The following is a 22,400-nucleotide window of genomic DNA, read 5'->3' on the forward strand; positions in this document are numbered from 1 at the left end:
AGCATTCTGACATAGATTCGTTCGTGTCAGATAACTGACACAAGTCGAAGGAGTTTCCATGGCAGTCACCGGTCCCGATTTCATCTCCCTCCAAGTACGCGACCTCGCCGCATCGCAGGCGTTCTACGAGAAGTACCTCGGCCTCGTGCGTTCGCCCGCCGGCCCACCCCACGCCGTGGTCTTCGAGACCACTCCCATCGCTTTCGCTCTGCGGGAGATCGTCGCCGGAACCGATCTCGCCTCCGCGGACCGGCCGGGCATCGGCGCCGCAATCTGGCTGCACGCCAACGACGTTCAATCCATCCACGACACCCTCGTAGCGGACCAGGAGCGGAGTGCGCAGAGCGACCCCGACAGCAACACTCAGGTCATCGTGTCGGAACCCATCGACGGCCCCTTCGGCCGCACCTTCACCTTCGCCGACCCCGACGGCTACCACATCACCCTCCACGATCGCGCCTGACGGTTCGGCCAGGGCTCTCGTCGGTACCATCGATGCCCATGGGGGTCTACGACGCGTATGTCTTCGACATTCAGGGCACACTGTTCGACTTCTTCGGGCCGGTAGCCGACGCCTTGTCCGAATGGGTGGACGACGAAGTCGTCGGCGATGCAGTGCGAGCCTGGCGTCAGGACTATTTCGAGCGAACGTCCACCCTGACGCAGTCGGCCGAGCATTGGCAGCCGGTGCAGAACGTCTACCGAGACGGCCTGGATTCGGTCGCGAAAAAACTCGGGCTCAAGATCCCTTCTCCTGCCCGGACGGCGTTGGCCGATACATGGAAGAACCTGCGGCCGTGGCCCGATTCAGTGGACGGCCTGCGAGATCTACGACAGACCTCGGTCGTCGCGAGCTTGTCCAACACCGACATGGCGACCATGGTGCATCTGTTCAAGCGAGCCGGGATGGACTGGGACGCAGTGCTGACCGCCGAAGTGTTCGGCGCTTTCAAGCCGGCTTCTTTCCTGTACGAGCGAACGTGTCGTTACCTCGGGGTCGAACCCGACCGTGCAGCGATGGTCGCATCACACCCGTACGACCTCCGGGCTGCCAGGGCCGTCGGCATGAAGACCGTGTTCGTTCATCGCCCGTTGGAATTCGGCCGAATCGATCATTCGGTGGACGATGTGAGGGGCGAGTTCGACCACAGAATCGACAGCATTGCGGACGTGCCCTGACGCAGGATGCCGTCGCACAGTCACTTCGAGATTCGGGCCCTTGCTGATTCGGTTCGTTTTCCGACCACGACGGAAGTTCCCGCGGCAGCCAACCCCATGATGGGCATGTTCGAGTAGATCGACTCGTGACTGCCGGGGCCCACCCGATAGGTCTCGTGATAGACGCCGACGTCACCGCTACTGCCGACTCTGGTGTTGAACGCCCTCCACGACGGCAAGTGTGGATCACTCGGGTTCCGGGCGAACGCCTCGAGCCGATCGAAGCTCCGCCAGTACTGGACCACCGTTACCGTACGTCCGCCGAAGGACAGGCGAGCGCCCAAGAGCCCCTTCTCCGGATGCTTCCTCAACTCGCGCAACATTTTCGGCATGGCGACGAACGGCGGAAACCACTTGTGCACCTTCCACAGCTTGTTTATCCGCATGCCGATGAGAAAGACGACGAAATCGCCGTCCATCGAGGCCGTGTAGCGGCCGGATTGCACTGCGTTGCGGTTCACGATGTCGAACCTCCAGACTATGGATAGAGGAACTATCTGTAATAGATAGTGATACTCTCCGTTCGTGAAGTCAAGGGTGCTCGGATGAGGATCTCCGAGCTGAGCAAGCACTCCGGCGTGTCGACAGCCTCCATCAAGTTCTACCTGCGCGAGGGCCTCCTCCCCGCAGGCAAGCAGACCGCACCCAATCAGGCCGACTACAACGACCAGCACGTACGACGGTTGCGCCTCATCCGCGCCTTGATCGACGTCGGCGGACTCTCCATTTCCGTCGCCCGCGCCACTTTGGCAACGATCGATCACGAATCAGCCTCCGCTCACGACACGTTCGGAGCCGTGATGCACGGGCTGGACGACATCGACCCCGACGACGCGGCACCGGACGTCGCCCGAACCTACGACGAAGTGCGAGAATGGATTTCCGCGCGTGATTGGCACGTGGATCCTGCGGCTCCCGCTCCCTTCAGGCTGGCAGAACTCGTGGCGACGTTGAGACGCTTCGACTTCCCGATCGACTTGAACTACTTCGACGACGTGGCCGACGCTGCCGAGGCAACTGCCTGGGGTGAGGTGAACTACGCCCGTACGCGACCGGACCGCGCCTCCGCCGTGGAGGCCATGGCCATAGGAACCGTCGTGATCGGACAGGCCGTGAACGAGATACGCCGAATTGCACTCGAAGCCATCAGCTTTCGTATTCAGAACACCGGCGATGACCCTCCGTCCGTTACGCCATGACCCAGCCACCCGCAGTAGAGTTCGCCTTCCCCGGTCCGCTGCGCGACTCCCTCGTGGAGACTGTCCTCGACGGCCAGAAGACATCGACGATGACACGAAAGTAGTTCTGGAATCCTTTCGACTGATCCAGCCCCGCTAGTCGAACGGCGCCTTGTACGCATTTTTGTCGGTGTCGTGTGCTAGTAGATCGAACTTCGAAAACGGTTGCCCCACAAACCGAAAGGCCTTGCGGCCGAAAGGAACGGGCGGTATATTCGAACATACGTTCCCATGAACCGGGGGGTTCACCACATGCCACACACCACGACGCCCAGCAGATACGCCCGCTACCTGGGCCCACTCGCACCACCCACCATCGACCCAACACTCCTGACCGAACTCGCCGACGCAGCCAGAGAAGAAAACAAAGCCTGCGCACGCAAAGTCGCCCACGCCGAACGCATCTGGGAAACCTGCATCGAACAGACCGTCCACATCGGCGAACGCATCACCGACGCCGGCAACTACGCATCCTCCGAAACCGCAGCCGCACTCGGATGCTCGAAAACAGTCGCAGACACCTACTCCGACATCGGAATGGACCTGCGCCTACGCCTCCCACACATCAAAGCAGCCTTCGACGCCGGAGACCTCGACCTACCCCGAGTACGCGCCATCCACCGCGTCACCGGCCCCTACAGCACCCCCGCCGTCGAACACGCACAAACCGACATCCTCACCGCCGCACTACACCTGTCCCCCGGACCACTCGCCACCGAAATCAACGCCATCATGCACCGCTGCGCGCCTGACGAAGCCGCACAACTACGCACGGACCTCACCCGCCTGACCACAGTGAAATACCGCGACAAAGACATGATCGCCACCATCGAAGCCGACCTCGAAGCCGCAGACGCCGCCGCCAGCTGGCAACGCATCAACGAAGTAGCCGACACCCTCTGCCCCCGCGACCCCCGCACCCGAGGACAACGCCGCGCCGCCGCCTACACCGCCCTCATGCGCAGCGAAACCCACATCGCCTGCACCTGCGAGCCCGACGACGACCACCCCTGCACCGCCAACCCCGAACCCCCCGACCGCCGCCGACCCCTCACCACCGTCACCATCGACATCGACACCCTCCTGCGCCTCGCCGACCTCCCCGCCTACCTCGCCGACCACGGCACCATCGACGCCGACTACGCCCGACAACTAGCCCACAACAGCGACCTGCAGATCCTCATCACCGAAGCCCTCGACCTCGCCCACGAACTAGGCCACATCGCCAACCCCAACCCCGACGCCGCACGAGACACAGATCCCGAGCCCACACGCACACCACGCCCCACCGCACACCCGACATTTCATCCACTCGGACGCGGCCGACGACGCCGAGGACTCGACCTCCCCACACCGCCGGCCCCACACCCCTCCCGCACACCCACCGACACCGACACCGACACCCCGGCCGGACAGTACGAAGGCCGATACACACTCATCGCCGCACTCGAATCCGCCATGAAAACCAACCCCGCATTGGCAGTCCCGCTCTACCCCGACGGCCACGGCGGACTCACCACCCCACCACCCGGCGCACTGACCTACCGACCAGGCACCGCGCTCGCAGACCTCGTCCGACACCGCGACCGCACCTGCCGCCACCCCGGATGCGACGTCCCCGCAGCCGGCTGCGAGATCGACCACGTCATCGCCTTCGACCACCGCAACCCCACCCGCGGCGGCTGGACCATCCTCACCAACCTCCACTGCCTCTGCAGATACCACCACTCCCTCAAGACCATGGGCGCCTGGACACCCACCATGCTCGCCGGAGCCGCCGAACACTGGCAATCGAACTCCGGCACCACCGCAGTCACCCTCCCCGGAAACACCTACGGAACAACCGACCTCGCCGCACAATCACTCATCCCCCACATACCCCGCAAACGCAGACCCATCACCACCACCAACAACAACACGGCAAACAACACCCACACCCCACCGACTAATGACACCGACGACCCTGCACCGTTCTGAACGGTGCAGGGGTTCGGATGAATCGGCGTCCATGGACTGTCGGTCAGCCTGTGTATCCGCTCATGTCGTACACGGTGACGCCATCGACGGTGGTGGCGGTGAAGTTCGCTGCGACCCACTCCGCGATGTCGGACGATGTGGACTGCGAGTCACCACCACCGGGCATGCCGCCGCCCATTCCGCCGCCTCGGCCACCGGAAATGTAGTACTTGACTTCGTGATTCGAGACGTAGGAGATGAACTGATCGAGAGTCGGCGCGGGATCACTGCTCCACCCTCCGATAGCGATGACCGCTGTGTCCGTAGCCAACTCGTAGGTCGCGGCTGTCTGCGATCCGTTCACCGCAGCGGACCACCTGGTGTCGGCCGACTCGAGCAGAGCGTTCACCTGATCACTGGAAGCGGAACCGCCACCCATACCGGGGCCACCAGCCATGACACCTGCTTCGTCTCCGGCCACCGGACTGTCCGGGACTTGGCCGGCAGCACCGGGCATACCACCCTCTGGGATCCCACCCGAGGGAACCGCGCCGTCAGACATACCGCCACCCGGCATACCTCCACCCGGGGTACCGCCGCCCATGCCGGAGTCCGAGACGGCACCGACGGGACCCGCGGTGGGGATGGATCCGCTGTGGACGGTGGACGAGGTGGCGATGGCATACGACGCACCGCCGCCGAGACCTGCGATCGAGCCGACGAGGGCAGCGATGACGGCGAGTACACGGAACCGACCCGCACCGAGGATCGCGACAGCAGCGACGACGGTTCCGAGCAACAGGATCCACTTCAGAGCGGGCAGCCAGTCAGCGTTGCGGTGCAACAGAACCCAGGCCCATCCGCCTGCCGCGAGCATCATCGACGCCAGACCGAGCCGCGCCCACACGGATTCGCGTGCGATCCACAACGCATAGCCGCCGGTCCCGACCATGCCTGCGACAGCCGGCGCGAGGGCCACCGTGTAGTACGGGTGGATGGTTCCGGACATGTAACTGAAGATCGAACCCGTCACCAGGAACCAACCACCCCACAGAACGAGCGAAGCGCGCAGCAGATCGGTGCGCGGTGCGCGTCCCCGAGCAATGAGCCCGAACACCAATGCCACCAACGCGGCGGGGATCAGCCACGAGATCTGGATGCCCATCTCACTACCGAACAGCCGGTCCAGTCCCGTGCTGCCGCCGAAACTGGAACCCGCGGCCCCTCCCATTCCACCGCCGCCCATCCCGCCACCGGCATTGCCGTCGGATCCGAAGATGCGACCGAGTCCGTTGTAGCCGAGCACCAGATCCATGACGGTGTTGTCCGTCGAACCTCCGATGTACGGGCGCGCATCGGCGGGCCAGAGCGCAACGGTCAGAACCCACCACCCGGCTCCGGCGACGAGCGCGGCGAACGCACCGACGAGATGCAGCAACCGAGCACCCAGACGCGCCTGCCCTGCAACCAGGTACGTCAACCCGAAGGCCGGGAGCACCAGCAGACCCTGGAGCATCTTGGTCAGGAACGCGAAACCCAGCGCGACGCCGGCGAACGCGAGCCACATCGCCGCTCGGCGACCGACAGACGTCTGCAGGGCGCGCACGACGAAGTATCCGCCGATCGACATCAGCAACACCAGCAGTGCATCGGGATTGTCGAACTGGAACATCAACGCCGCCGCCGGCGTCGACGCCAAGACCGCACCCGCCAGGAGCCCTGCCGTGGGCGCGGCGACCCGCTTGACTGCGGCGTAGACGACAGCGACCGCACCCACACCCATCAATGCCTGCGGCACCAGAAGGCTGGCGCTGGAGAACCCGAAGATCCGAGCCGACAATCCCATCACCCACAGCGATGCGGGCGGCTTGTCGACGGTGATGAAGTTCTCCGAGTCGAGCGAACCGAAGAACCACGCAGTCCAGTCCTTCGAACCAGCCTGCGCCGCAGCGGCATAGAAGGTGTTGGCGTATCCGCTGGCGGTCAGGTTCCACAGGTACAGCACGGCGGTCGCCGCAAGGAGCACGCCCAGCACTACGTGGTGGCGGTTCGGCGCATACCTCGCAGCCTTACGATGCCGAGGTTGCGGTTCCGCTGGTGTCGGCGGCAGAAGTGTTGTGGTCACGAAAAGGTCCTCCGTCGGTGGTGTCGAGGACCAGAGTGACCGGGCCGGGTTCGTCCCCGCTGGGAACAACCTCGAGAAATGCTGTGAACGCGTCAGACACCGTCCAGAGGGGTGGTGACCGCGATACGGCGAGCGCCATCGGCGTCGAGCACGATCTGGTACGCGTTGCGCTCTACGCCGACGGAGTTGCCGTCGGCATCGAGGTTCTCGAGCAGCAGATGTCCCACCCAGATCCCGTTGCCCTCGATGTCGGTCACGATGTCCTTCGCTCGGACGCCCTGGATTCCGCGGGATCGGTAGAACTGCTGCCCCTGGCTGAAGAAGTCACGCGTCTGCTGTGGATCGGTGACGGCGAGGCAGCCACGAGGCGACACCGCGAGAGCTGGATAGTGGTAGATGTCCGCGAGGGCGTCGATGTCGCCCGAGGACAGGTAACCGGTGTAGCGGTCGAAGAAGTCCTCTATCGATTCGGTGCTGGTGGAGGTCATGAACGGAGAACCTACGGTTGATTACCGCCACGCCGGTGACGGTAATCGGAAAGAATCTCCGATTGTGCCCCGCGAAACGAGCTCCGACTCACGCGACAACCACCTGACGCTGCGACGCGTGGTGCGTCAGCAACGTCTCATCGAAATCCTCGCCGACTCGCCACTGCCCGTACCGACGGAAGATCTGGCCGAGAAACTACAGGTCAGCGCCAGAACCGTGGAACGCGACCGCCGCCGTCTCGTCGAATCCGGCGTCCCGATCGTGTCGGTACCGGGAACAGGCGGCGGCAGCCGACTTCCCAGCCACGACAAGCCTGCTCCCCTGCATTTGTCGTTCGAGGAGATCGCCGCGTTGATCGCGGCCCTCGCCGCGCTCGGGCCGACGGAAACCGACAGCGCACAGTCCGCGATGACCGCCCTCGTCGCAGCAATCACCCCGTCGCAGCCTCGGGGACTGCGGTGACCGCCCGGCAAGCCCGACGTGTCGCCGTCAAGTACGGGGCATCGCTGATCGCATTGAACATCGCCGCTGCGGTGCAGGTGATCTTCGTCGTGGCGTTGCTCGCGAGATCCGAGACCGCGACGGTCGGCAGCATTCTGACCGACCCCGCATTCAGCGCATTCCGATGGATCGTCCCGCTCGGCATCACGGTCGGAGCCCTCGCAGGCATCGTGCTGATCCTGCCCACCCTGCGGTGGTTCGCACACGAGGACATCCCGACGGTCGAGCAATCGAAACGTGCGACACGGATTCCGCTGCACCACACCGCGTCGCACCTCGCGCTGTGGCTGGCATTCGGGTTCTCCATGGCAGCGTTGACGCACGACGCGGAACACGACGTGACGGTACTCATCGTCATCGGCACCGTGTTCGGTGCGGTCACCACCGCCGGAACCGGATACCTGTTGACCGAGAGGTCACTGCGTCCCGTCACCGTGCTGGCGTCGACGGGCACCCCGGCGCGACGTGAGCTGAGCGTGCTCGCACGACTGATCCTCACCTGGTTGGTATGCACGGCCATTCCGGTGGCAGCGATCACGCTGATCGTCATCGTGCACTCGACCGGAAAGCCCGTCGCAATCCCCGCCCCGATCGAACTGCCCATCCTCATCGTCTCCGCAATCGCACTCGGCACCGGACTCCGCGGAACCATCCTCGTCGCACGATCGGTGTCCGAGCCGGTGCGAGAAGTAAGCCAAGGGATGACGGAGATCGAGAAGGGACGGACCGACGTAGCCGTCCCGGTCTACGACTCCTCGGAGATCGGGAACCTGCAACGCGGGTTCAACAGCATGTCGCGCGGACTCACCGAGCGTGAACGACTACGAGACCTCTTCGGCCGACACGTCGGCACCCAGGTCGCCTCGAGAGCACTCGAACAATCCGACTTCCCCCGCGGCGACGTCCAGTACGCCGCTGTCCTGTTCATCGATCTCGTCGGGTCGACGGCCTTCGCCGTCGACCATCCGCCCGAACGCGTCGCCGAAGTACTCAACGAATTCCTCGCCATCGTCGTAGACACCGTCGACGACAACCTCGGCTTCATCAACAAATTCGAAGGCGACGCCGCACTCGCCGTCTTCGGCGCGCCCCAACCCATCGACAATCCGGCTGCCGCCGCCTTGAAAGCTGCCCGACGCCTACGCCTCGCACTCGGATCCCTCGACACCCGCAACTCCGCCGAAAACCCAGCCGGTTCCGCTCCTGCCACTTCTGGTCACTCCGCCGGCTCCGCTCCTGCCACCCCTGGTCACTCCGCCGGCTCCGCTCCTATGGACTTCGGGATCGGCGTTGCTGCGGGTGATGTGTTCGCCGGGGACATCGGAGCACTGCAGCGATACGAGTACACCGTCATCGGAGAGCCGGTGAACTGCGCAGCGAGGTTGTCCGATCTCGCCAAACTCGCGCCGGGCAGGGTGCTGGTCAGCAGCCGACTCGTCGACGACGCAGGCGCGGACGAAGCGCGTCACTGGCAGTCCACCGGGCCGGTGGAGCTGCGCGGATATCAGACGCCGGTCGAGGTCTCGGCGGTCTCCGACGCTTAGCGGTCCCGGCGGCTCCGCGGCTCAGCGGTCCCGGCGGCTCCGCGGCTCAGCGGTCCCGGAAGCGTTGGAGGATTTCGCGCATCGTGTGCGGGTAGATCCCCTCGTCGGCGAGCTGCCTGCGGGTCTTGCGACGGGTCAGCACGACGCCGGTGATCGCGACGATCCACACCGGGTACTGGACGAGGAACGCGACCCGGAAGCCCTCGAACGTGTAGCCACCGAACGCGTCGAGGATCCATCCGATCGATGCGATGACCAGAAGCGACGCGGTGAATCCGCCGATGTTGACCATGCCCTGCGCGGTGCCGAGGTTGGCGCTCGGATTGAAGGTACGTGCGTAGTCGAATCCGATGACCGAACCGGGTCCGCCGACGGAGATCACGACCACCAGGACGACCAGCAGCCACAGCGGAGCAGGACCGGGAAGTGCCAGCACGACTGCCCACATCGCCGCATTGCTGATCATGATGGCGAGCACCATCCACGACCGTCGCATCGGATACCGCCCGGTGAGGATGCCGAGCCCGACGCCGGAGAACACTGCTGCCACCACCGAGATCGACAGCAGCGCGCCGGCCGTCGACGACGACAACCCCTGCGCCGACGTCAGGTACGGGATACCCCACAACAACGCGAACACGGTGATCGAGAACTGCGTACCGGTGTGGGAGAAGAACCCGAGCCGCGTCCCGGGACGCTTCCACACCTGCGCGATGGTCGCGAACGTCTCACGCATCGACGTCGCCTTCTCGGTGATCTCGGTGCCGGGAGGTGAATCACGAACCAGGGCGAGCGTCAGGACCAAGGCGACGAGTCCCAGCGACGCAGCGCTGCCGAACGCGACCGTCCACCCCGGACCGTTGAGCAGTACGAGGAACGGCACCGCGGACAGGATCTGTCCCATCTGGCCGAGCAGACCCGTCAGCTGGGACACGATGGGAACCTGCCTCGGCGGGAACCACTGCGGGACCAGACGCAACACCGAGATGAACGTCAGAGCATCCCCGACTCCGACGAACGCACGCGCCGTCACAGCCAGGGGAAGCGAATCGGTGAATGCCAGTACCAGTTGCGCGACGGTCATCAGCAGCGCGCCGAGTGCGATCATCTTCCGAGACCCGACGCGATCCAGCACCACACCAGCGGGTATCTGCATCGCCGCGTAGACGACGACCTGAAGAACGACGAACGACGACAGCAGTGACGGACTGATCACGAACCTGTCGGCGGCGTCGAGCCCTGCGACACCGAAGGCGGTGCGGTGCAGCACGGCGACGATGTATGCGAAGACACCGACACCCCAGACCACCCACACGCTTCTCACTGCCCACATTCTGCCCGGTGCCCTGTGCAAGGATCGAATCCGACAGGACGCGACGAAGACGAAAGTGAGCAAGCCCATGGCCGACCCCATCCTGGTGTTGAACGGACCGAACCTGAACATGCTCGGAACGCGTCAGCCAGAGGTGTACGGCCACGTGACGATTGCCGACGTCGTCGCACTGTGCGAGAAGACCGCCGCCGCGCACGGACGAACCGTCCGAGCCGAGCAGTCCAACCACGAGGGCCACCTGATCGACTGGATCCACGAAGCACGGGGGCGCGTGTCGGGAATCGTCATCAACCCCGGTGGCCTCACCCACACTTCCGTCGCCCTCCGCGACGCTCTGGTGATCCCGGAAGTACCGATCATCGAGGTCCACATCAGCAACGTTCACGCGCGAGAAGAGTTCCGTCACCACTCGTTCGTCTCCCCCATCGCATCCGGGGTCATCGCCGGACTCGGAATTGCGGGCTACGGATTCGCCATCGAACGGCTCGTCTCTCTCACCTAGTCCTCAGGTTCACCTGCATATGCTGGGTCGAGCATTTCGGCTGAACGAGGGATATCGGTGAGCAAAGACAGGGCGAGCAACAACAGCAAGAAGAAGGCACAGGCAGCTGCGGCGGCACTGCAGGGCAAGAAGGACAAACAGCGCCGCACCCTGATCCAGGTCGGCGTCGCCGTCGTTCTCGTGGCGCTGATCGCCGTCATCGGCTTCAACATCGCGTCGAAGAATTCCGACGACACCACCGCAACCCCGGCTGCCACGCCGTCGGTCGTCACCGAGGACGGTGCGATCCGCATCGGTGACCCGAATGCCTCCGTCGTCGTCACCGCCGTCGAGGATTTCCAGTGTCCAGCCTGCAAGCAGTTCGAGGCGATCTCCGGCGACACCCTCTCCGAGCTCGTGGCCGACAACACCATTGCCGTCGACTACAAGCCGATCGCAATCCTGGACCGAATGTCGTCGACGAACTACTCGACGCGCGCAGCCAATGCGGGCATGTGCGTCGCGCAGGCCGACATCTCCAAGTGGCCTGCATGGCACAAGGCCATGTTCGAGCAGCAGCCCGCCGAGGGCGGCGCAGGCCTCAGCGACGACGACCTGAACGGAATCGCCCGGACACTTCAGGTCGACGTCGGCAGCTGCATCACCGACGGCACCTACACCGATTACGTCGCCAGCCGGACGCAGAACGTCATCGACTCCGGCGTCACCGGGACCCCGACCGTCTCGGTCAACGGCACCGTCGTCGACGTCCCGACGCCGGACAACCTGCGGGCCGCGATCACCGCGGCACAGTAGAGCAGTGCCCACCAGCAAGGTCACCGCCTGGGTCCTCACGGTCGGCGGCGTACTCGGACTCCTCGCGGCACTGACCCTGACGATCGAACGATTCAAACTGCTCGAGGATTCGTCCTACGTGCCGTCGTGCAGCTTGAATCCGGTGTTGTCGTGCGGTTCGGTGATGACCACCGATCAGGCCGCACTGTTCGGGTTTCCCAATCCCATCATCGGGATCGTCGCCTTCACGGTGGTACTCGTCACCGGAATCCTGACCCTCGCGAAGGTCGCACTACCGCACTGGTACTGGCTCGGACTGTCGCTGGGCACCCTGCTCGGCGAGGTGTTCATCCACTGGTTGATCGACCAGAGCCTCTACGAGATCGGCGCACTGTGCCCCTACTGCATGGTCGTCTGGGCAGTCACGATGCCGATATTCGTCGTCACGCTGTCCCAACTCGTCGACCGCGAGCGCGCAGGCACCGTCCCGAGGCTGCTGCTCGAATGGCGTTGGACGATCCTCGCGCTGTGGTACGCCGTGGTGATCGCCCTCGTCGGCATCAGGTTCTCGGACTACTGGTCGACGCTCGTCTAAAGGGCCGCGACGGCGTCGATCTCGATCAGCAACTCCGGCATCGCAAGCCGAACGATTTCGACGACGGTCTGAGCGGGCCTGGTCGCGGGAAACAACTCACCGAGAACCGCGGTGTAGGTGTCGAGGTGTGCCATGTCGACGAAGTAAACGGTCAGCTTGACCACGTTCTCCAAGGCTCCACCGGCTGCATCGACGATCAGGCGAATGTTCTCGAACGCCAGACGAATCTGCGCCTCGACATCCCCGATTCCCGCGAACTGACCGTCCGCCGTGATCGCCGTCTGGCCCGACAGATACAGCGTCGTCGACGCGTTCTCCACCGCAACACACTGAGACAACAACTGAGCGCCGGGATCCCACACGCTCACGGGTGACACCACTCGCTTGTCCATTCGTTTCTCCTCTCGTCCGCACCGCCAACCTACGCACCGCCAACCTACGCACCGATGCCGCAATGGAAGATGCGACGCGTAGGTTGCGTCCGCGCATTCCGAACCACGGAGCGCCGTCGCAGGGCATGATGATGTGAGCCACCTCACGCGGGGATGAGTGGGCATGGAAGCATTTTGGGGAGAGACGCACAGCACCAGGAGTTGTTACATGGCAGGCGATCCGATCGCAGTCATCGTGGCCGTCATCGTGTCCGCAGCAGGGGCGGCAGCAGGGACCGACCTTCCCCCACCGATCCAGGACGGAGCTGCGGGCGTCGCCGAATCCGCGGAGAACGCCGCACCCGGTCTGCAACAGCAACTCGACGACCTTCTCGGGGCCCTTCCCGACGATCAGCGCGACGACGCCTCCGCCATGCTCGACGATGCCGCGGCCGCGATCGAATCCGCGGCCGACCCGATGCTTCCGGACGAGCCGGACACCGAAAAGACCGAGGAGACCGAACCGGCGGACGGGGGCGCCGCGACGGACGCACCGCCCACACCGCCTCTGGCGCAGGTGCCCGTCGCCTCGGTGACGAGCTCGCCCATCACATCGCTCGGAGCCCTGATACCGAGCGCGAGCGGCGCCCTGCAGTTCGGTACGTCGACGTATTCACTGGGCGATCTGGTGTCCCAGACTGCGTTCATGCCCGCCGCCGAGGCACTTCGGCGTGCGCTGTTCCCCGGGGTACCCGCCACGTTCACCGGAGTGTCCGCGTCGCCTATCGGTGCGATCACCGCGTTCGTTCCCTGGCTCATGAAGGCCGGGGCCATCTGCGACGGCGTGGGGGCACCCGTCATTGCCGCGCTGTACGCCGCGGAGAACGGGTTCCGGCACGGTCCGACGGCCCCGGTGTCCTCGAGTGGGGCACGTGGCCCCGGGCAGTTCATGCCGGGAACGTGGGCGACCTACGGCAAGGACGCCGACGGTGACGGTGTGGCCGACATCAACGGAATCGCGGATTCGGTGATGGCGTCGGGAAACATGTTGTGCGACATCCACAGTCAGGTCTCGCAATGGAAGTCCGAGGGCAGGGTCAGTGGTGACACCCTCGACTTGACCATCGCCGGGTACAACGCGGGTGCGGGCGCAGTCCTTCGTTCCGGCGGAATGCCCTCCGGTACACCGGATTACGAGAACCAGACGAAGCCGTACGTCGCGAAGATCCGGGCGACGGAAATGCAGTTCTCCGCGATACTGAACCCGTTCTCCGCCCTGGACATCGCCGGTGCAGGCGCGAACGCCGTACGGTCCGCCATGAACTATCTCGGTCTGCCGTACGTGTGGGGCGGCGGCAACATCAACGGACCGTCGGGCGGCGGGTTCGACTGCTCCGGTCTGACGTCCTACGCCATCTTCAAGGCGTCCGGCGGCAAGGTGACCCTCCCGCGGACGTCGGAGACGCAGTGGAACGTCGGCACGGAAATCCCGCTCGGGCTGGCTCAGCCCGGCGACCTGCTGTTCGGCAACTGGCAGGCGGGTGGTCCCGGGCACGTCGCAATTTACGTCGGCAACGGGCAGATGGTGCACGCGCCCACCTTCGGCGACGTCGTCAAGATCGGGCCGGTGTTCGACGGAATGAAGGCGCGCCGGGTCCTGTGACACGCTCGGCCGGGTAGGTTCGTTCACCATGACCGACGGAACCAGCGCAACGCAGCGGAGCCCCGAACCTGTCGGCTTCGACGACCCTCTTGCTCCGGCGCCGGCCGACGGCGAGGGCTTCGAGACCAACTGGACCGTCCGCACCGGAGACGTCGACCCGAACAACCGCCTGCGGTTCGACGGTATGGCCCGCTACCTGCAGGACATCGGGTCGGACAATCTCGATGCCACCTCGCTCGGCGTCACGGACCCGTTCTGGATCGTGCGGCGCACGGTCATCGACGTGCACACCCCGGTCGAGTTCCCGGACCGAGTGCACATGAGACGGTGGTGCTCGTCGATGTCGACGAGGTGGTCGAACATGCGCGTGAACATCACCACCGACAAGGGCGCGTCCATCGAGACCGAGGGATTCTGGATCAACATCAGTGCCAGTACCGGTATGCCCACCCGGATCAGCGACGAGGCCTTGGCCCTGCTGGCACGCACCACCGACGAGCATCGGTTGCGGTGGAAGGCCTGGCTGACCGAGCCGGTGCCGTCACCCGCGCACACCGACGTGCAGTTTCCCTTGCGCGCCACCGACATCGACCCGTTCAACCACGTCAACAACGCCGCGTACTGGCACGCCGTCGAGGAACTGTTGGTCGATCACGCCGATCTGTTGCACGCCCCGCACCGGGCCGTCATCGAGTATCTCTCCCCCATTCTGGCGGGCGACCACGTGACCATTCGTCACCGCTTCGAGGGCGGCGCGCTCACCGTGTGGTTCGTCGTCGACGATGCGGTGCGCTCCGTCGCGAAGGTCGCCCCGAGGGCCTGACGGTCCAGCTTGCCGCGCGGTGTGCGGGGCAGGGCGGGCACCACGAGGATCCGCGTCGGCACACTGGGGGCGGGCAGGGCCTCACGCAACGACCGACGGATGCGCTCGACGGGCGGTGCGCCCGCGCTCACGACGAGTGCGAGCGCGGGTACCTCACCGAATCGTGCGTCGGGAATCGCAACGACTCCCGCTTCGAGAACACCGGAGATGCTCAGGGCTGCATGCTCGATCGGCGCGAGCTCGACATTGAGCCCTCCCCGGATCAGCGTCTCGGAATCACGACCGAACAGAGTCAGCGACGACCCGTCCACACTTCCTCTGTCTCCCACCGTCATCCAGCCGTCGACCGGTCCGCCTGCGAGTCCCCCGTCGGTCAGGTACCCGTCGAACACCATGTCACTGCGCACGTGAACGACACCGTCGACGATCCGCGCCTCGACACCGTCGAACAGTGTGCCCGCACCGGGATTCACGCCGCGATCGTAGGACACGAAGCTCAGCTCCGAGGCGCCGTAGAAGTGAACGAGCGACGCGTTCGGCAGCACGTTCTGCAGCGTTCGACGCCCCGACTCCGGCCAGCGGGCCGCACTGGAGAGCACTTCACGCACACTCCCTACCGGGCCGACATCGGCGCGTACGACGTCCCACGCGATCGTCGGCACCGAATAGAGATGCGTCGCGCCACTGTTCAGTGCGTCGACCACGGGCCGGACGTCGACGGCCGCACCCCGTGTCAGCCCGTGCAGCGCGCCGTACAGGAAATGCGTGTGGTCCAGCACCCCCGGCGTCGACACGCGATCTCCCCGCCGAACGTCGAACACGGCGTCGCTGCGGTCCAGCGTCCTGGCCCACGAACGCTGGTTCCGTACGAAGAGCTTGGGCTCACCGGTGCTTCCCGACGTGATCCCGACCAGGAGTTCACCGCCCTCGGTGGGACTCCCGTGCGGCCCCCGCCCGTCCAGACCGACGACCGGGCCGGGCCAGCCGAGCGATGCCACCCGTCGATGCTGTTGCTGCGCAGCGATCACCACGTCCGGGGCGGCGAGCTCGACGACCCTGCCGAACTGACCGGGCAGCAAGTGCCTGTGCAACAACACCACACCGATTCCCGACGCCATCGCCGCGGTCACCGCGACGAGCGAGCCGACGTCCGACGTCGGAAGAACCGCGACGCGTCGCATGCCGTTCATCCCGGCACCGGTGCGGCGGACCCGTTCCCAGAAATCGCCGTACGTCACCGATTCCCGACGGTCGACGACGGCGATCGCCTCGGGATTCTCGCGTGCGTGACCGGCGATGCGGTCGGTGAGTAGCGGGCTCACGCGCTGATCGCCCCGCTAATCGTCGACGCCACGAGCGACGAGGGCATCGCCCATCGCGTCGGCGGTGCGGAGTGCGCGAACCAGGACGGGCGTGGCGAGTGCAGTCATGGACCACTGCAATCCGCGCGCTTTGCGCGCCTCGGACACCTCGTGCACGATGGTGGCCAGCACCGGGATGCACCTGATGGCGAGGGCGAGCATCAGACCGATGCGGTCGGGGTCGACACCGAACCGCCGAAGTGGTCCGAGCGCGCGAGTGACGGTGTCCAGCATGTCCGTCACTCGGGTCGTCAACGTGACGAGTGCAGCGAGGGCAACGGAGATCACGAGCACTCCGCACACCACCACCGCGCGTTTCCAGTCGGTGATGATCACCTGGAAGACACCGATGATCAGCACCATCCACAGCACGGGACGTAGCTGCGCCGCAGCAAGTTTCAGCGGAATACGTGCCACGACGAACAACCCGGCCACGACGAGTGCGATCACCCCGACGTGCACGGGGGTGCGCGCGAAGATCGTGGCGAGGATGATCGACGCCAGCAGGAGCAGCAGCTTGGGACCCGCAGGCAACCGATGCAGCAGAGAGTTCCCCGGCCGGTACAGCCCGATCACAGGACCAACTCCCGATACGCCGGAACCGCCGCGTCGGGGGTGCCGTCGAACGCAACAACACCGTCGTCGACGACAATGACGCGCTCGAACGACTCGAGAAGAGCGAGCTGGTGAGTGACGACGATGACCTGTTGGTCGATGGAGTCCAACGCGTCGGCGACGACTCGGGCGTTGCGGAGATCGAGCAGAGTGGTCGGCTCGTCGGCGACGACGACCTCCGGCCTGCGGATCAGGACGGCTCCGATTGCCAGGAGCTGTTTCTGACCGCCGGACAGTAGATGCGCGGGATGCTCGGCGTGTCCGTCGAGGCGGAACCTCGTCAGTATGTCCTGGACTCGCTCGGCGATCTCGGGCTTGCTCAGTCCCGATCTGCGGAGCGAGAACGCGAGATCCTCCGCGACCGTGGGCATGACGATCTGCGTGTCCGGGTCGGTGAAGACGAACCCCACCTTCTTACGGACCTGGGCGCCCTTCTTCGCTGCGTCGATGCCGTCGACGGTCACTGTCCCGGACGTCGGCGCGAGCAACCCGTTGATCGTCCGCGCCAGCGTCGACTTGCCGGATCCGTTGGACCCGATGATGCCCACACGGCGCTCGGTGATGGTGAGATCGACGCCCCGCAACACTTCTCGCTCACCGAAGGCGTGACGGACCTGCTCGAACACGATCTCGCTCATTGCACACGCTCCACGATCATTGCTACTCCCTGGCCGCCGCCGATGGCGCACGCGGCCAATCCCAGTTCCGGCCCGTCCGACGCGAACATCCGAGTCGCCAACCGCACGAGCAGGATTGCGCCCGACGCACCCCACGGGTGCCCCATCGCAATGGCACCGCCCTGCGGGCACAGCAGATCCTCGTCGATGTCCAGTTCGTCGGCGACTGCGAGTACGACGGATGCGAACGCCTCGGTGATCTCGACGACCCCGACATCGGACAGCGCAACTCCGCTACGGCGCAACACTTTCTCGATGGCGGGAACCGGGCCGAGACCGGGCAGCGACGGATCCGACCCCGCCACCGCGGATCCGAGCACACGCAGCGCCGGTAAGCCGTGTGCACCCGCCTGCGTCGTCACGGCGAGAACGGCTGCGCCGTCGGAGATTCCGCACGAGTTGCCCGCGGTCGCGGTGCCGTCCGGCGTGAATGCCGGACGGAGTCGGCTCAACCTGGCCTCGGTCATGTTCGATCGAATTCGTTGATCGCGGTCGACGCCTGCTATCGGAACGATCTCGGACGAGAACTCCGTCTGCGCGGCCAGCGCATGCGAACGTGCCGCATAGGCGTCCTGACGTTCTCGGCTGATCCCTCGAATCCTGGCGAGATCGTCCGCCGCGACTCCCATGTCGGGGTCGGGGAAACCGGGAGGAGCAAACGGGGCACGGGTGTAGCGCTCGCGCGTCTCCGGCCAGAGTCTCCACGGTGCGGTGCTGGCGGATTCGACGCCGCCGGCCAGGATCAGGTCGTCCTCGCCGCTGCGGATTCGGGCGGCGGCGAGTGCGACCGCGTCGAGGCCGGAACCGCACTGCCGGTCCACGGTCACGCCGGGCACGTCGACGCCGAGCCCGGCGGCCAGGGATGCGATTCGTGCGGGGTCGCCGCCGGGGCCGAGGCAGTTGCCGAGGACGACGTCGTCCACCTGGTCCGGTGCCCCGGCGTCGCGCAGCGTCTCGAGCACTGCGGTGAGGACCGGTGCCGCGAGATCCGTCGTGGTCAGCCGGGAGAATCCGTGGCCGGCGTTGCCGATCGGTGTTCGACGTGGGGCCACGAGGACCGGCGCAGCAGCCTTGTATGCAGACCGACTCATGGCAACGAGTCTCTCACTCGGGCGCGGGCGATCTTTCCGCTGCCGGTGCGAGGTAGACGGTCGACGACGACCCATCGCCTCGGGACTGCTTCCTTCTGGAGTGCGGCGCGAGCACGGGCCTTGACGGAATCGAGGACGACCGGGTCGTCCAGTTCGAGGACGGCAGTCACCGTCGCCCCGAGGACCGTATGTGGTGTCCCGACGACCGCCGACGCGCGCACTCCGTCGATCGCGTCGAGCAGTCTTTCGACGTCCTCGGCGATGACCGTCGTGCCACCGACGTCGACGGCGGCGTCCCCTCGGCCGTGAACGACGAGTTCGCCGTCCGACCCGAGATCGGCCAGGTCCCCGACGCCGACCCATTCGTCGGCACCGAGAACGCGGTACGGCGACCTGACGTACAGCAGGCCGTCGCGGATCTCCGCGTCCACACCTGGAAGCAACCGCAGCGGCTCCGGGACCACGCGGGTAGCGACGAGCGACAGTTCGGCCGCCCCGTAGTACTCGACCACACGGAGATGTCGTCGATCGAATCGGTCGTTCCTGCCGGCTCCACTCCAGCCCTCGGCTGCCCCGGAATCGAAAGTCGTGCCTGCTACGACTGCGAGGCGCAGTTCCGGGGCGGTCTCGACGAGAGTTCGGAGGACCGCGGGCACTGCGTGAGCGACCGTCGCGCCACGCGGATCGTCGGTGACGCACGCACCGACCCACAGGGCGTGGACGGCGGCGAACAAGTGCATTGTCGCGTGCAACGGACCGGTGACGAGCACCCGGTCGGACCCGTCGATACCGGTGATGGAGGTGAACTCGTCGAAGCTGTCCGTCCAGGACCGCACGGTGCGAGCAAGCGGCCGAGGCCTACCCGTCGACCCGGACGTGCCGATCAGCAACCAGGCGTCCGCAGGCACGGACTGTCGATCGGGCCTGGCTGCAGGGTCCTCGACGTGCACCGCTCGGCCCTGCCTGGCTGCCGCGAACACGCAGATCAACGCATCGGGAACAGCGAGTTCCGACGCGTCGTGTGCCGAGTGTTCGTGAAGACGAGGTGCGGGCCAGGCGTCGACCGCGGCGTCGAACTCCGCGTAGGTCAGCCGGGTGCCTGCCCAGTCGATCGCAAGAGCGTCCGCGGCGTGCGGCAACTTCACGTGTGGACGATGCCCGGGTACGCCCGGTGAACACTCTTCGCGACGACGGTGGCGATGACGACCTTGACGAGGTCACCGGGCACGAAGGCGAAGTTGGTGGAGACGGCGGCCCACACACTCAGGTCCGTGCGCAGCAGCAAGCCGATGGTCCCGAAGATGTAGACGACGACGATGCCGCCGATCGCGTTGGCGAGCAGTCCGAGCACGACGGGGTACTTCGGCAGGATCCGTACGGTCAGCAACCCGATCACGAAGACGGCAGGTATCCAGCCGACGAGGTAGCCGGCGCTCGGCCCTGCCAGCGCGGTGAGCCCGGTGCGTCCGCCCGAGAGCAGCGGCAGCCCGATCAGGGTCAACGCGATGAACACTGCTACCGCGATGACGCCTTTGCGTGGTCCGAGAACGGCGCCCGCCAGGATGACACCGAGGGTCTGCAGCGTGATCGGAACACCACTGAAGCCGACCGTGATGGCCCCGGCGAGTCCGAGAGCTGCGATGAGCGCAGCGAACACGGCGACCTGCGCCATGTCTCTCGCGGAGACGTGAAACCTCGAACCCGCCACCGGTGACTCCTGTACGCCTTCGGAACCTGACATGACCACTCCTCGTGATGCAAACTTGAACGGCGTTCAAGGTAGCAGGTCGACGAGGGTGGCGACACGCGCGTCCCTACGACGGGTTCGCAGCGAACCGTGCGAGTTCGGTGCTGACCACCTCCGGCAGCCCGTTGTTCTGGGTGCGTGCAGCCGTCAGCACGTCGAGGTGGTTGTACCCCTGCACAACGATCGGACGGTCGCCAGGGTGACCGGAGGGAGGGAGCTCGATCCCGCCGGTCCCCTGCAGAGTGAGGATTGGATTGCGGTGCACTCCGTCACGGTGCAGGCGATGCTCGCGAATGGCCGTCGAACTCGACTGCGCCAGGTCTGTGCTCAATTTCGTGGGAAAGTACCACTCGGTGAAGTCGAGCGGCGGCTCGGCGAGACTGCGCGCCAGCTGTGAAATCGACGTGACCTCGCTGCTGGAATCGGTGTAACGCGCGGTCTGCGGCGAGCTGTCGAGCGAGTCGTAATCGTTCCAGGTGTACACGGTGTTCGGGTCGCCGTAGAGCGCAGGGGCCGCCTTCTTCGCGTCACCGAGTGCACTCCCGACCACCGGCAGGTTCTCCATTCCCGGCAACGTCGGAAATGCTTTGTCGACCACAGGTTGTGCACCGATGAACCCGACACTGGCCTGCAGGAAGCCGAACGGCTGTGAATTGTCGTCGAGCAACGCACCCAGGACAGCGTCGTTCGTGGCGTACAACGTGCGTACCGACGGATTCCCGGTGGTTGCCATGAGTGCGTCCTTCGACAGCAGCGCCCTCAATGTCGCGTCGATGTTGACGTTGTTCGGCAACACGTTCACCAGATCGTTCACACCGCCCGGGTCCAGCCTCGCCGCTACTCCGGCCATCGCGAGCAAATTGGTGGTCTCGGGATTGATGACGGCGGGCAGCGCGAGAACCGGAAGCGCACTGTCCACGAGGCCTGTGAGATCCGCAATCGGATCGGCAACAGCCGCAGGCAGATCGAGATCCGGGATTCCGCGAACAAGTGGCGGGGTGCCGGCCTTGACGATGGTGTCGAGGGCGAAGTAGCCGCCGCACTGGTTGTAGCCGGCGTCGTCGAGTGTTTCAGGATTTCCGTCGAAGTCCCATTCGGCGAAGTACCCGGTGACGAACCCGCCGAGCGAGTGGCCACCACACAACACTTTCTCTTTACGAAGCTTCTGATCCGGCAGTTCGAAGCGCAACAGATCGTACTGGTCACGCACTGTCTGCTCGATGCCTTGATTCGACAACCACGCAGTGCGGTCACCGTCCGCGAAACCGTCGAAGGTTCGGCCGTCGATCTCCGCGCCACCGTAGTAGTAATCGGTGGCCGTCTCGAGGTTGCCGGTTGCCAGCGCCGCCCGGGTACCGGTGTGATCCTCCAGGCAGTTCGACCGACGATCGAGCGCCCAGAACTCGACGTACGATCCTTGCGCGGCGGCAGCCGACACGGTGTTTCCGGCGACCGACTCGAACGCGCTCGCGCCCTCGAAGATGCCGGGCTGAGCGACGAGGATGCGGTCGGCGTCGGCGGATTCGGTGGGGCCGTCGACGGACTTCCACCGCAGATAGGACAGGGTGTCGCACTCCGGTGGATGAGGCAACGCGTCGGGCGGCAGCGGCGCGAACACCGAGACCACCGACGCCTCCACCTCCGTGACGGGCGAACTCGACACCACCGGCGTCTCGCTCCTGCGCTCGGCGCCCGACACCCCAGGCACCGCTCCCGCCGGACTGCCTACGACAACCAGCAGAACCGCAGCAACAACTGTCGTCACCGAACTACGCAC

Annotated in this window: 23 protein-coding genes; 11 read left to right on the plus strand and 12 right to left on the minus strand. The window is 65.5% G+C overall.

The features are described from left to right. The first annotated feature begins 58 nt into the window (after positions 1 to 58). On the plus strand, positions 59 to 463 hold the full coding sequence (locus tag BH95_RS13505) for a VOC family protein (protein ID WP_019665506.1): 405 nt from the start codon (positions 59 to 61) through the stop codon (positions 461 to 463). Between the two features lie 38 nt (positions 464 to 501). Continuing rightward, on the plus strand, positions 502 to 1,179 hold the full coding sequence (locus BH95_RS13510) for a haloacid dehalogenase type II (RefSeq protein ID WP_037182699.1): 678 nt from the start codon (positions 502 to 504) through the stop codon (positions 1,177 to 1,179). A 20-nt stretch (positions 1,180 to 1,199) separates the two neighbouring features. Here the strand turns inward: BH95_RS13510 and BH95_RS13515 are convergent, their stop codons facing one another. After that, entirely contained in the window at positions 1,200 to 1,679 is a 480-nt protein-coding gene (locus tag BH95_RS13515) for a DUF4188 domain-containing protein (RefSeq protein ID WP_037182703.1), read from the minus strand. An 84-nt stretch (positions 1,680 to 1,763) separates the two neighbouring features. On the opposite strand from BH95_RS13515, the gene BH95_RS13520 reads away from it, so the two are divergent. Both BH95_RS13520 and BH95_RS13525 read left to right on the plus strand, forming a co-directional pair. Next, complete coding sequence (locus tag BH95_RS13520) at positions 1,764 to 2,417, plus strand: MerR family transcriptional regulator (protein WP_037182706.1); 654 nt, start codon at positions 1,764 to 1,766, stop codon at positions 2,415 to 2,417. A gap of 291 nt (positions 2,418 to 2,708) precedes the next feature. After that, positions 2,709 to 4,433, plus strand: coding sequence for an HNH endonuclease signature motif containing protein (locus tag BH95_RS13525; protein ID WP_037182709.1), 1,725 nt, complete (start codon positions 2,709 to 2,711; stop codon positions 4,431 to 4,433). Positions 4,434 to 4,476: 43 nt separating this feature from the next. Here the strand turns inward: BH95_RS13525 and BH95_RS13530 are convergent, their stop codons facing one another. Both BH95_RS13530 and BH95_RS13535 read right to left on the minus strand, forming a co-directional pair. Beyond that, complete coding sequence (locus tag BH95_RS13530; RefSeq protein WP_371828323.1) at positions 4,477 to 6,537, minus strand: ArnT family glycosyltransferase; 2,061 nt, start codon at positions 6,535 to 6,537, stop codon at positions 4,477 to 4,479. Between the two features lie 92 nt (positions 6,538 to 6,629). Next, positions 6,630 to 7,025 carry a hypothetical protein gene (locus tag BH95_RS13535; RefSeq protein ID WP_037141088.1) on the minus strand — a complete coding sequence of 132 codons (396 nt, stop codon included), beginning with the start codon at positions 7,023 to 7,025 and terminating at the stop codon, positions 6,630 to 6,632. Between the two features lie 64 nt (positions 7,026 to 7,089). On the opposite strand from BH95_RS13535, the gene BH95_RS13540 reads away from it, so the two are divergent. Beyond that, positions 7,090 to 7,488: a helix-turn-helix transcriptional regulator gene (locus BH95_RS13540; RefSeq protein WP_230594049.1), complete on the plus strand. Its 399-nt coding sequence runs from the start codon at positions 7,090 to 7,092 to the stop codon at positions 7,486 to 7,488. Next, a complete protein-coding gene (locus BH95_RS13545) occupies positions 7,485 to 9,071 on the plus strand; it encodes an adenylate/guanylate cyclase domain-containing protein (protein WP_037159413.1) in 1,587 nt (528 codons plus the stop codon). Before BH95_RS13540 ends, BH95_RS13545 begins: the two co-directional genes overlap by 4 nt. 46 nt (positions 9,072 to 9,117) lie before the next feature. Here BH95_RS13545 and BH95_RS13550 read toward each other — a convergent pair whose 3' ends face one another. Beyond that, positions 9,118 to 10,404: an MFS transporter gene (locus BH95_RS13550; protein ID WP_019665515.1), complete on the minus strand. Its 1,287-nt coding sequence runs from the start codon at positions 10,402 to 10,404 to the stop codon at positions 9,118 to 9,120. Positions 10,405 to 10,471: 67 nt separating this feature from the next. On the opposite strand from BH95_RS13550, the gene aroQ reads away from it, so the two are divergent. Genes aroQ through BH95_RS13565 form a run of 3 tightly spaced genes read left to right on the plus strand, consistent with a single transcriptional unit; the run spans position 10,472 to position 12,275 of the window. Continuing rightward, a complete protein-coding gene (gene aroQ / locus BH95_RS13555; RefSeq protein WP_208601203.1) occupies positions 10,472 to 10,906 on the plus strand; it encodes a type II 3-dehydroquinate dehydratase in 435 nt (144 codons plus the stop codon). A 57-nt stretch (positions 10,907 to 10,963) separates the two neighbouring features. Beyond that, positions 10,964 to 11,701, plus strand: a complete 738-nt coding sequence (locus BH95_RS13560; protein WP_037182714.1) for a DsbA family protein — start codon at positions 10,964 to 10,966, stop codon at positions 11,699 to 11,701. 4 nt (positions 11,702 to 11,705) lie between these two features. Further along, entirely contained in the window at positions 11,706 to 12,275 is a 570-nt protein-coding gene (locus tag BH95_RS13565; RefSeq protein ID WP_019665518.1) for a vitamin K epoxide reductase family protein, read from the plus strand. On the opposite strand, the gene BH95_RS13570 is transcribed toward BH95_RS13565, so the two are convergent. Continuing rightward, positions 12,272 to 12,667 carry a RidA family protein gene (locus tag BH95_RS13570; RefSeq protein WP_037182717.1) on the minus strand — a complete coding sequence of 132 codons (396 nt, stop codon included), beginning with the start codon at positions 12,665 to 12,667 and terminating at the stop codon, positions 12,272 to 12,274. The two genes, BH95_RS13565 and BH95_RS13570, sit on opposite strands and share 4 nt — an antisense overlap. A 208-nt stretch (positions 12,668 to 12,875) precedes the next feature. On the opposite strand from BH95_RS13570, the gene BH95_RS13575 reads away from it, so the two are divergent. Together BH95_RS13575 and BH95_RS13580 are read left to right on the plus strand one after the other, a co-directional pair. Continuing rightward, the gene (locus BH95_RS13575) at positions 12,876 to 14,309 is read left to right on the plus strand and encodes a C40 family peptidase (RefSeq protein WP_019665520.1); all 1,434 of its coding nucleotides are present in this window, start codon (positions 12,876 to 12,878) and stop codon (positions 14,307 to 14,309) included. Between the two features lie 28 nt (positions 14,310 to 14,337). After that, positions 14,338 to 15,132 carry an acyl-[acyl-carrier-protein] thioesterase gene (locus BH95_RS13580; protein WP_019665521.1) on the plus strand — a complete coding sequence of 265 codons (795 nt, stop codon included), beginning with the start codon at positions 14,338 to 14,340 and terminating at the stop codon, positions 15,130 to 15,132. On the opposite strand, the gene BH95_RS13585 is transcribed toward BH95_RS13580, so the two are convergent. From BH95_RS13585 to BH95_RS13615, 7 genes are all read right to left on the minus strand, one after another. Then, on the minus strand, positions 15,045 to 16,454 hold the full coding sequence (locus BH95_RS13585) for an AMP-binding protein (RefSeq protein ID WP_037182719.1): 1,410 nt from the start codon (positions 16,452 to 16,454) through the stop codon (positions 15,045 to 15,047). The genes BH95_RS13580 and BH95_RS13585 overlap by 88 nt on opposite strands. 15 nt (positions 16,455 to 16,469) lie before the next feature. Then, positions 16,470 to 17,069: an energy-coupling factor transporter transmembrane component T family protein gene (locus BH95_RS13590; protein ID WP_037141077.1), complete on the minus strand. Its 600-nt coding sequence runs from the start codon at positions 17,067 to 17,069 to the stop codon at positions 16,470 to 16,472. Further along, positions 17,066 to 17,746, minus strand: a complete 681-nt coding sequence (locus BH95_RS13595) for an energy-coupling factor ABC transporter ATP-binding protein (protein ID WP_019665524.1) — start codon at positions 17,744 to 17,746, stop codon at positions 17,066 to 17,068. The genes BH95_RS13590 and BH95_RS13595 overlap by 4 nt, the downstream gene beginning before the upstream one ends. After that, positions 17,743 to 18,876 carry a thiolase family protein gene (locus BH95_RS13600; RefSeq protein ID WP_037182722.1) on the minus strand — a complete coding sequence of 378 codons (1,134 nt, stop codon included), beginning with the start codon at positions 18,874 to 18,876 and terminating at the stop codon, positions 17,743 to 17,745. Before BH95_RS13600 ends, BH95_RS13595 begins: the two co-directional genes overlap by 4 nt. Continuing rightward, positions 18,873 to 20,021, minus strand: a complete 1,149-nt coding sequence (locus BH95_RS13605; RefSeq protein WP_037182723.1) for an AMP-binding protein — start codon at positions 20,019 to 20,021, stop codon at positions 18,873 to 18,875. The genes BH95_RS13600 and BH95_RS13605 overlap by 4 nt, the downstream gene beginning before the upstream one ends. Further along, complete coding sequence (locus BH95_RS13610) at positions 20,018 to 20,548, minus strand: biotin transporter BioY (protein WP_019665527.1); 531 nt, start codon at positions 20,546 to 20,548, stop codon at positions 20,018 to 20,020. The genes BH95_RS13605 and BH95_RS13610 overlap by 4 nt, the downstream gene beginning before the upstream one ends. A gap of 142 nt (positions 20,549 to 20,690) precedes the next feature. Continuing rightward, on the minus strand, positions 20,691 to 22,388 hold the full coding sequence (locus tag BH95_RS13615; protein ID WP_208601172.1) for a hypothetical protein: 1,698 nt from the start codon (positions 22,386 to 22,388) through the stop codon (positions 20,691 to 20,693). Positions 22,389 to 22,400 lie beyond the last annotated feature (12 nt).

Source organism: Rhodococcoides fascians A44A (assembly GCF_000760735.1).
GTDB lineage: Bacteria > Actinomycetota > Actinomycetes > Mycobacteriales > Mycobacteriaceae > Rhodococcoides > Rhodococcoides fascians_E.

Excerpts from the sequence above, each read along its gene's own strand:
- BH95_RS13600 (WP_037182722.1), bottom strand. The coding sequence starts at position 18,876 with ATGAGTCGGTCTGCATACAAGGCTGCTGCGCCGGTCCTCGTGGCCCCA.
- BH95_RS13510 (WP_037182699.1), top strand. The coding sequence starts at position 502 with ATGGGGGTCTACGACGCGTATGTCTTCGACATTCAGGGCACACTGTTC.
- BH95_RS13580 (WP_019665521.1), top strand. The coding sequence starts at position 14,338 with ATGACCGACGGAACCAGCGCAACGCAGCGGAGCCCCGAACCTGTCGGC.
- BH95_RS13535 (WP_037141088.1), bottom strand. The coding sequence starts at position 7,025 with ATGACCTCCACCAGCACCGAATCGATAGAGGACTTCTTCGACCGCTAC.
- BH95_RS13595 (WP_019665524.1), bottom strand. The coding sequence starts at position 17,746 with ATGAGCGAGATCGTGTTCGAGCAGGTCCGTCACGCCTTCGGTGAGCGA.
- aroQ (WP_208601203.1), top strand. The coding sequence starts at position 10,472 with ATGGCCGACCCCATCCTGGTGTTGAACGGACCGAACCTGAACATGCTC.
- BH95_RS13575 (WP_019665520.1), top strand. The coding sequence starts at position 12,876 with ATGGCAGGCGATCCGATCGCAGTCATCGTGGCCGTCATCGTGTCCGCA.
- BH95_RS13525 (WP_037182709.1), top strand. The coding sequence starts at position 2,709 with ATGCCACACACCACGACGCCCAGCAGATACGCCCGCTACCTGGGCCCA.
- BH95_RS13610 (WP_019665527.1), bottom strand. The coding sequence starts at position 20,548 with ATGGCGCAGGTCGCCGTGTTCGCTGCGCTCATCGCAGCTCTCGGACTC.
- BH95_RS13550 (WP_019665515.1), bottom strand. The coding sequence starts at position 10,404 with ATGTGGGCAGTGAGAAGCGTGTGGGTGGTCTGGGGTGTCGGTGTCTTC.
- BH95_RS13505 (WP_019665506.1), top strand. The coding sequence starts at position 59 with ATGGCAGTCACCGGTCCCGATTTCATCTCCCTCCAAGTACGCGACCTC.
- BH95_RS13520 (WP_037182706.1), top strand. The coding sequence starts at position 1,764 with ATGAGGATCTCCGAGCTGAGCAAGCACTCCGGCGTGTCGACAGCCTCC.
- BH95_RS13570 (WP_037182717.1), bottom strand. The coding sequence starts at position 12,667 with ATGGACAAGCGAGTGGTGTCACCCGTGAGCGTGTGGGATCCCGGCGCT.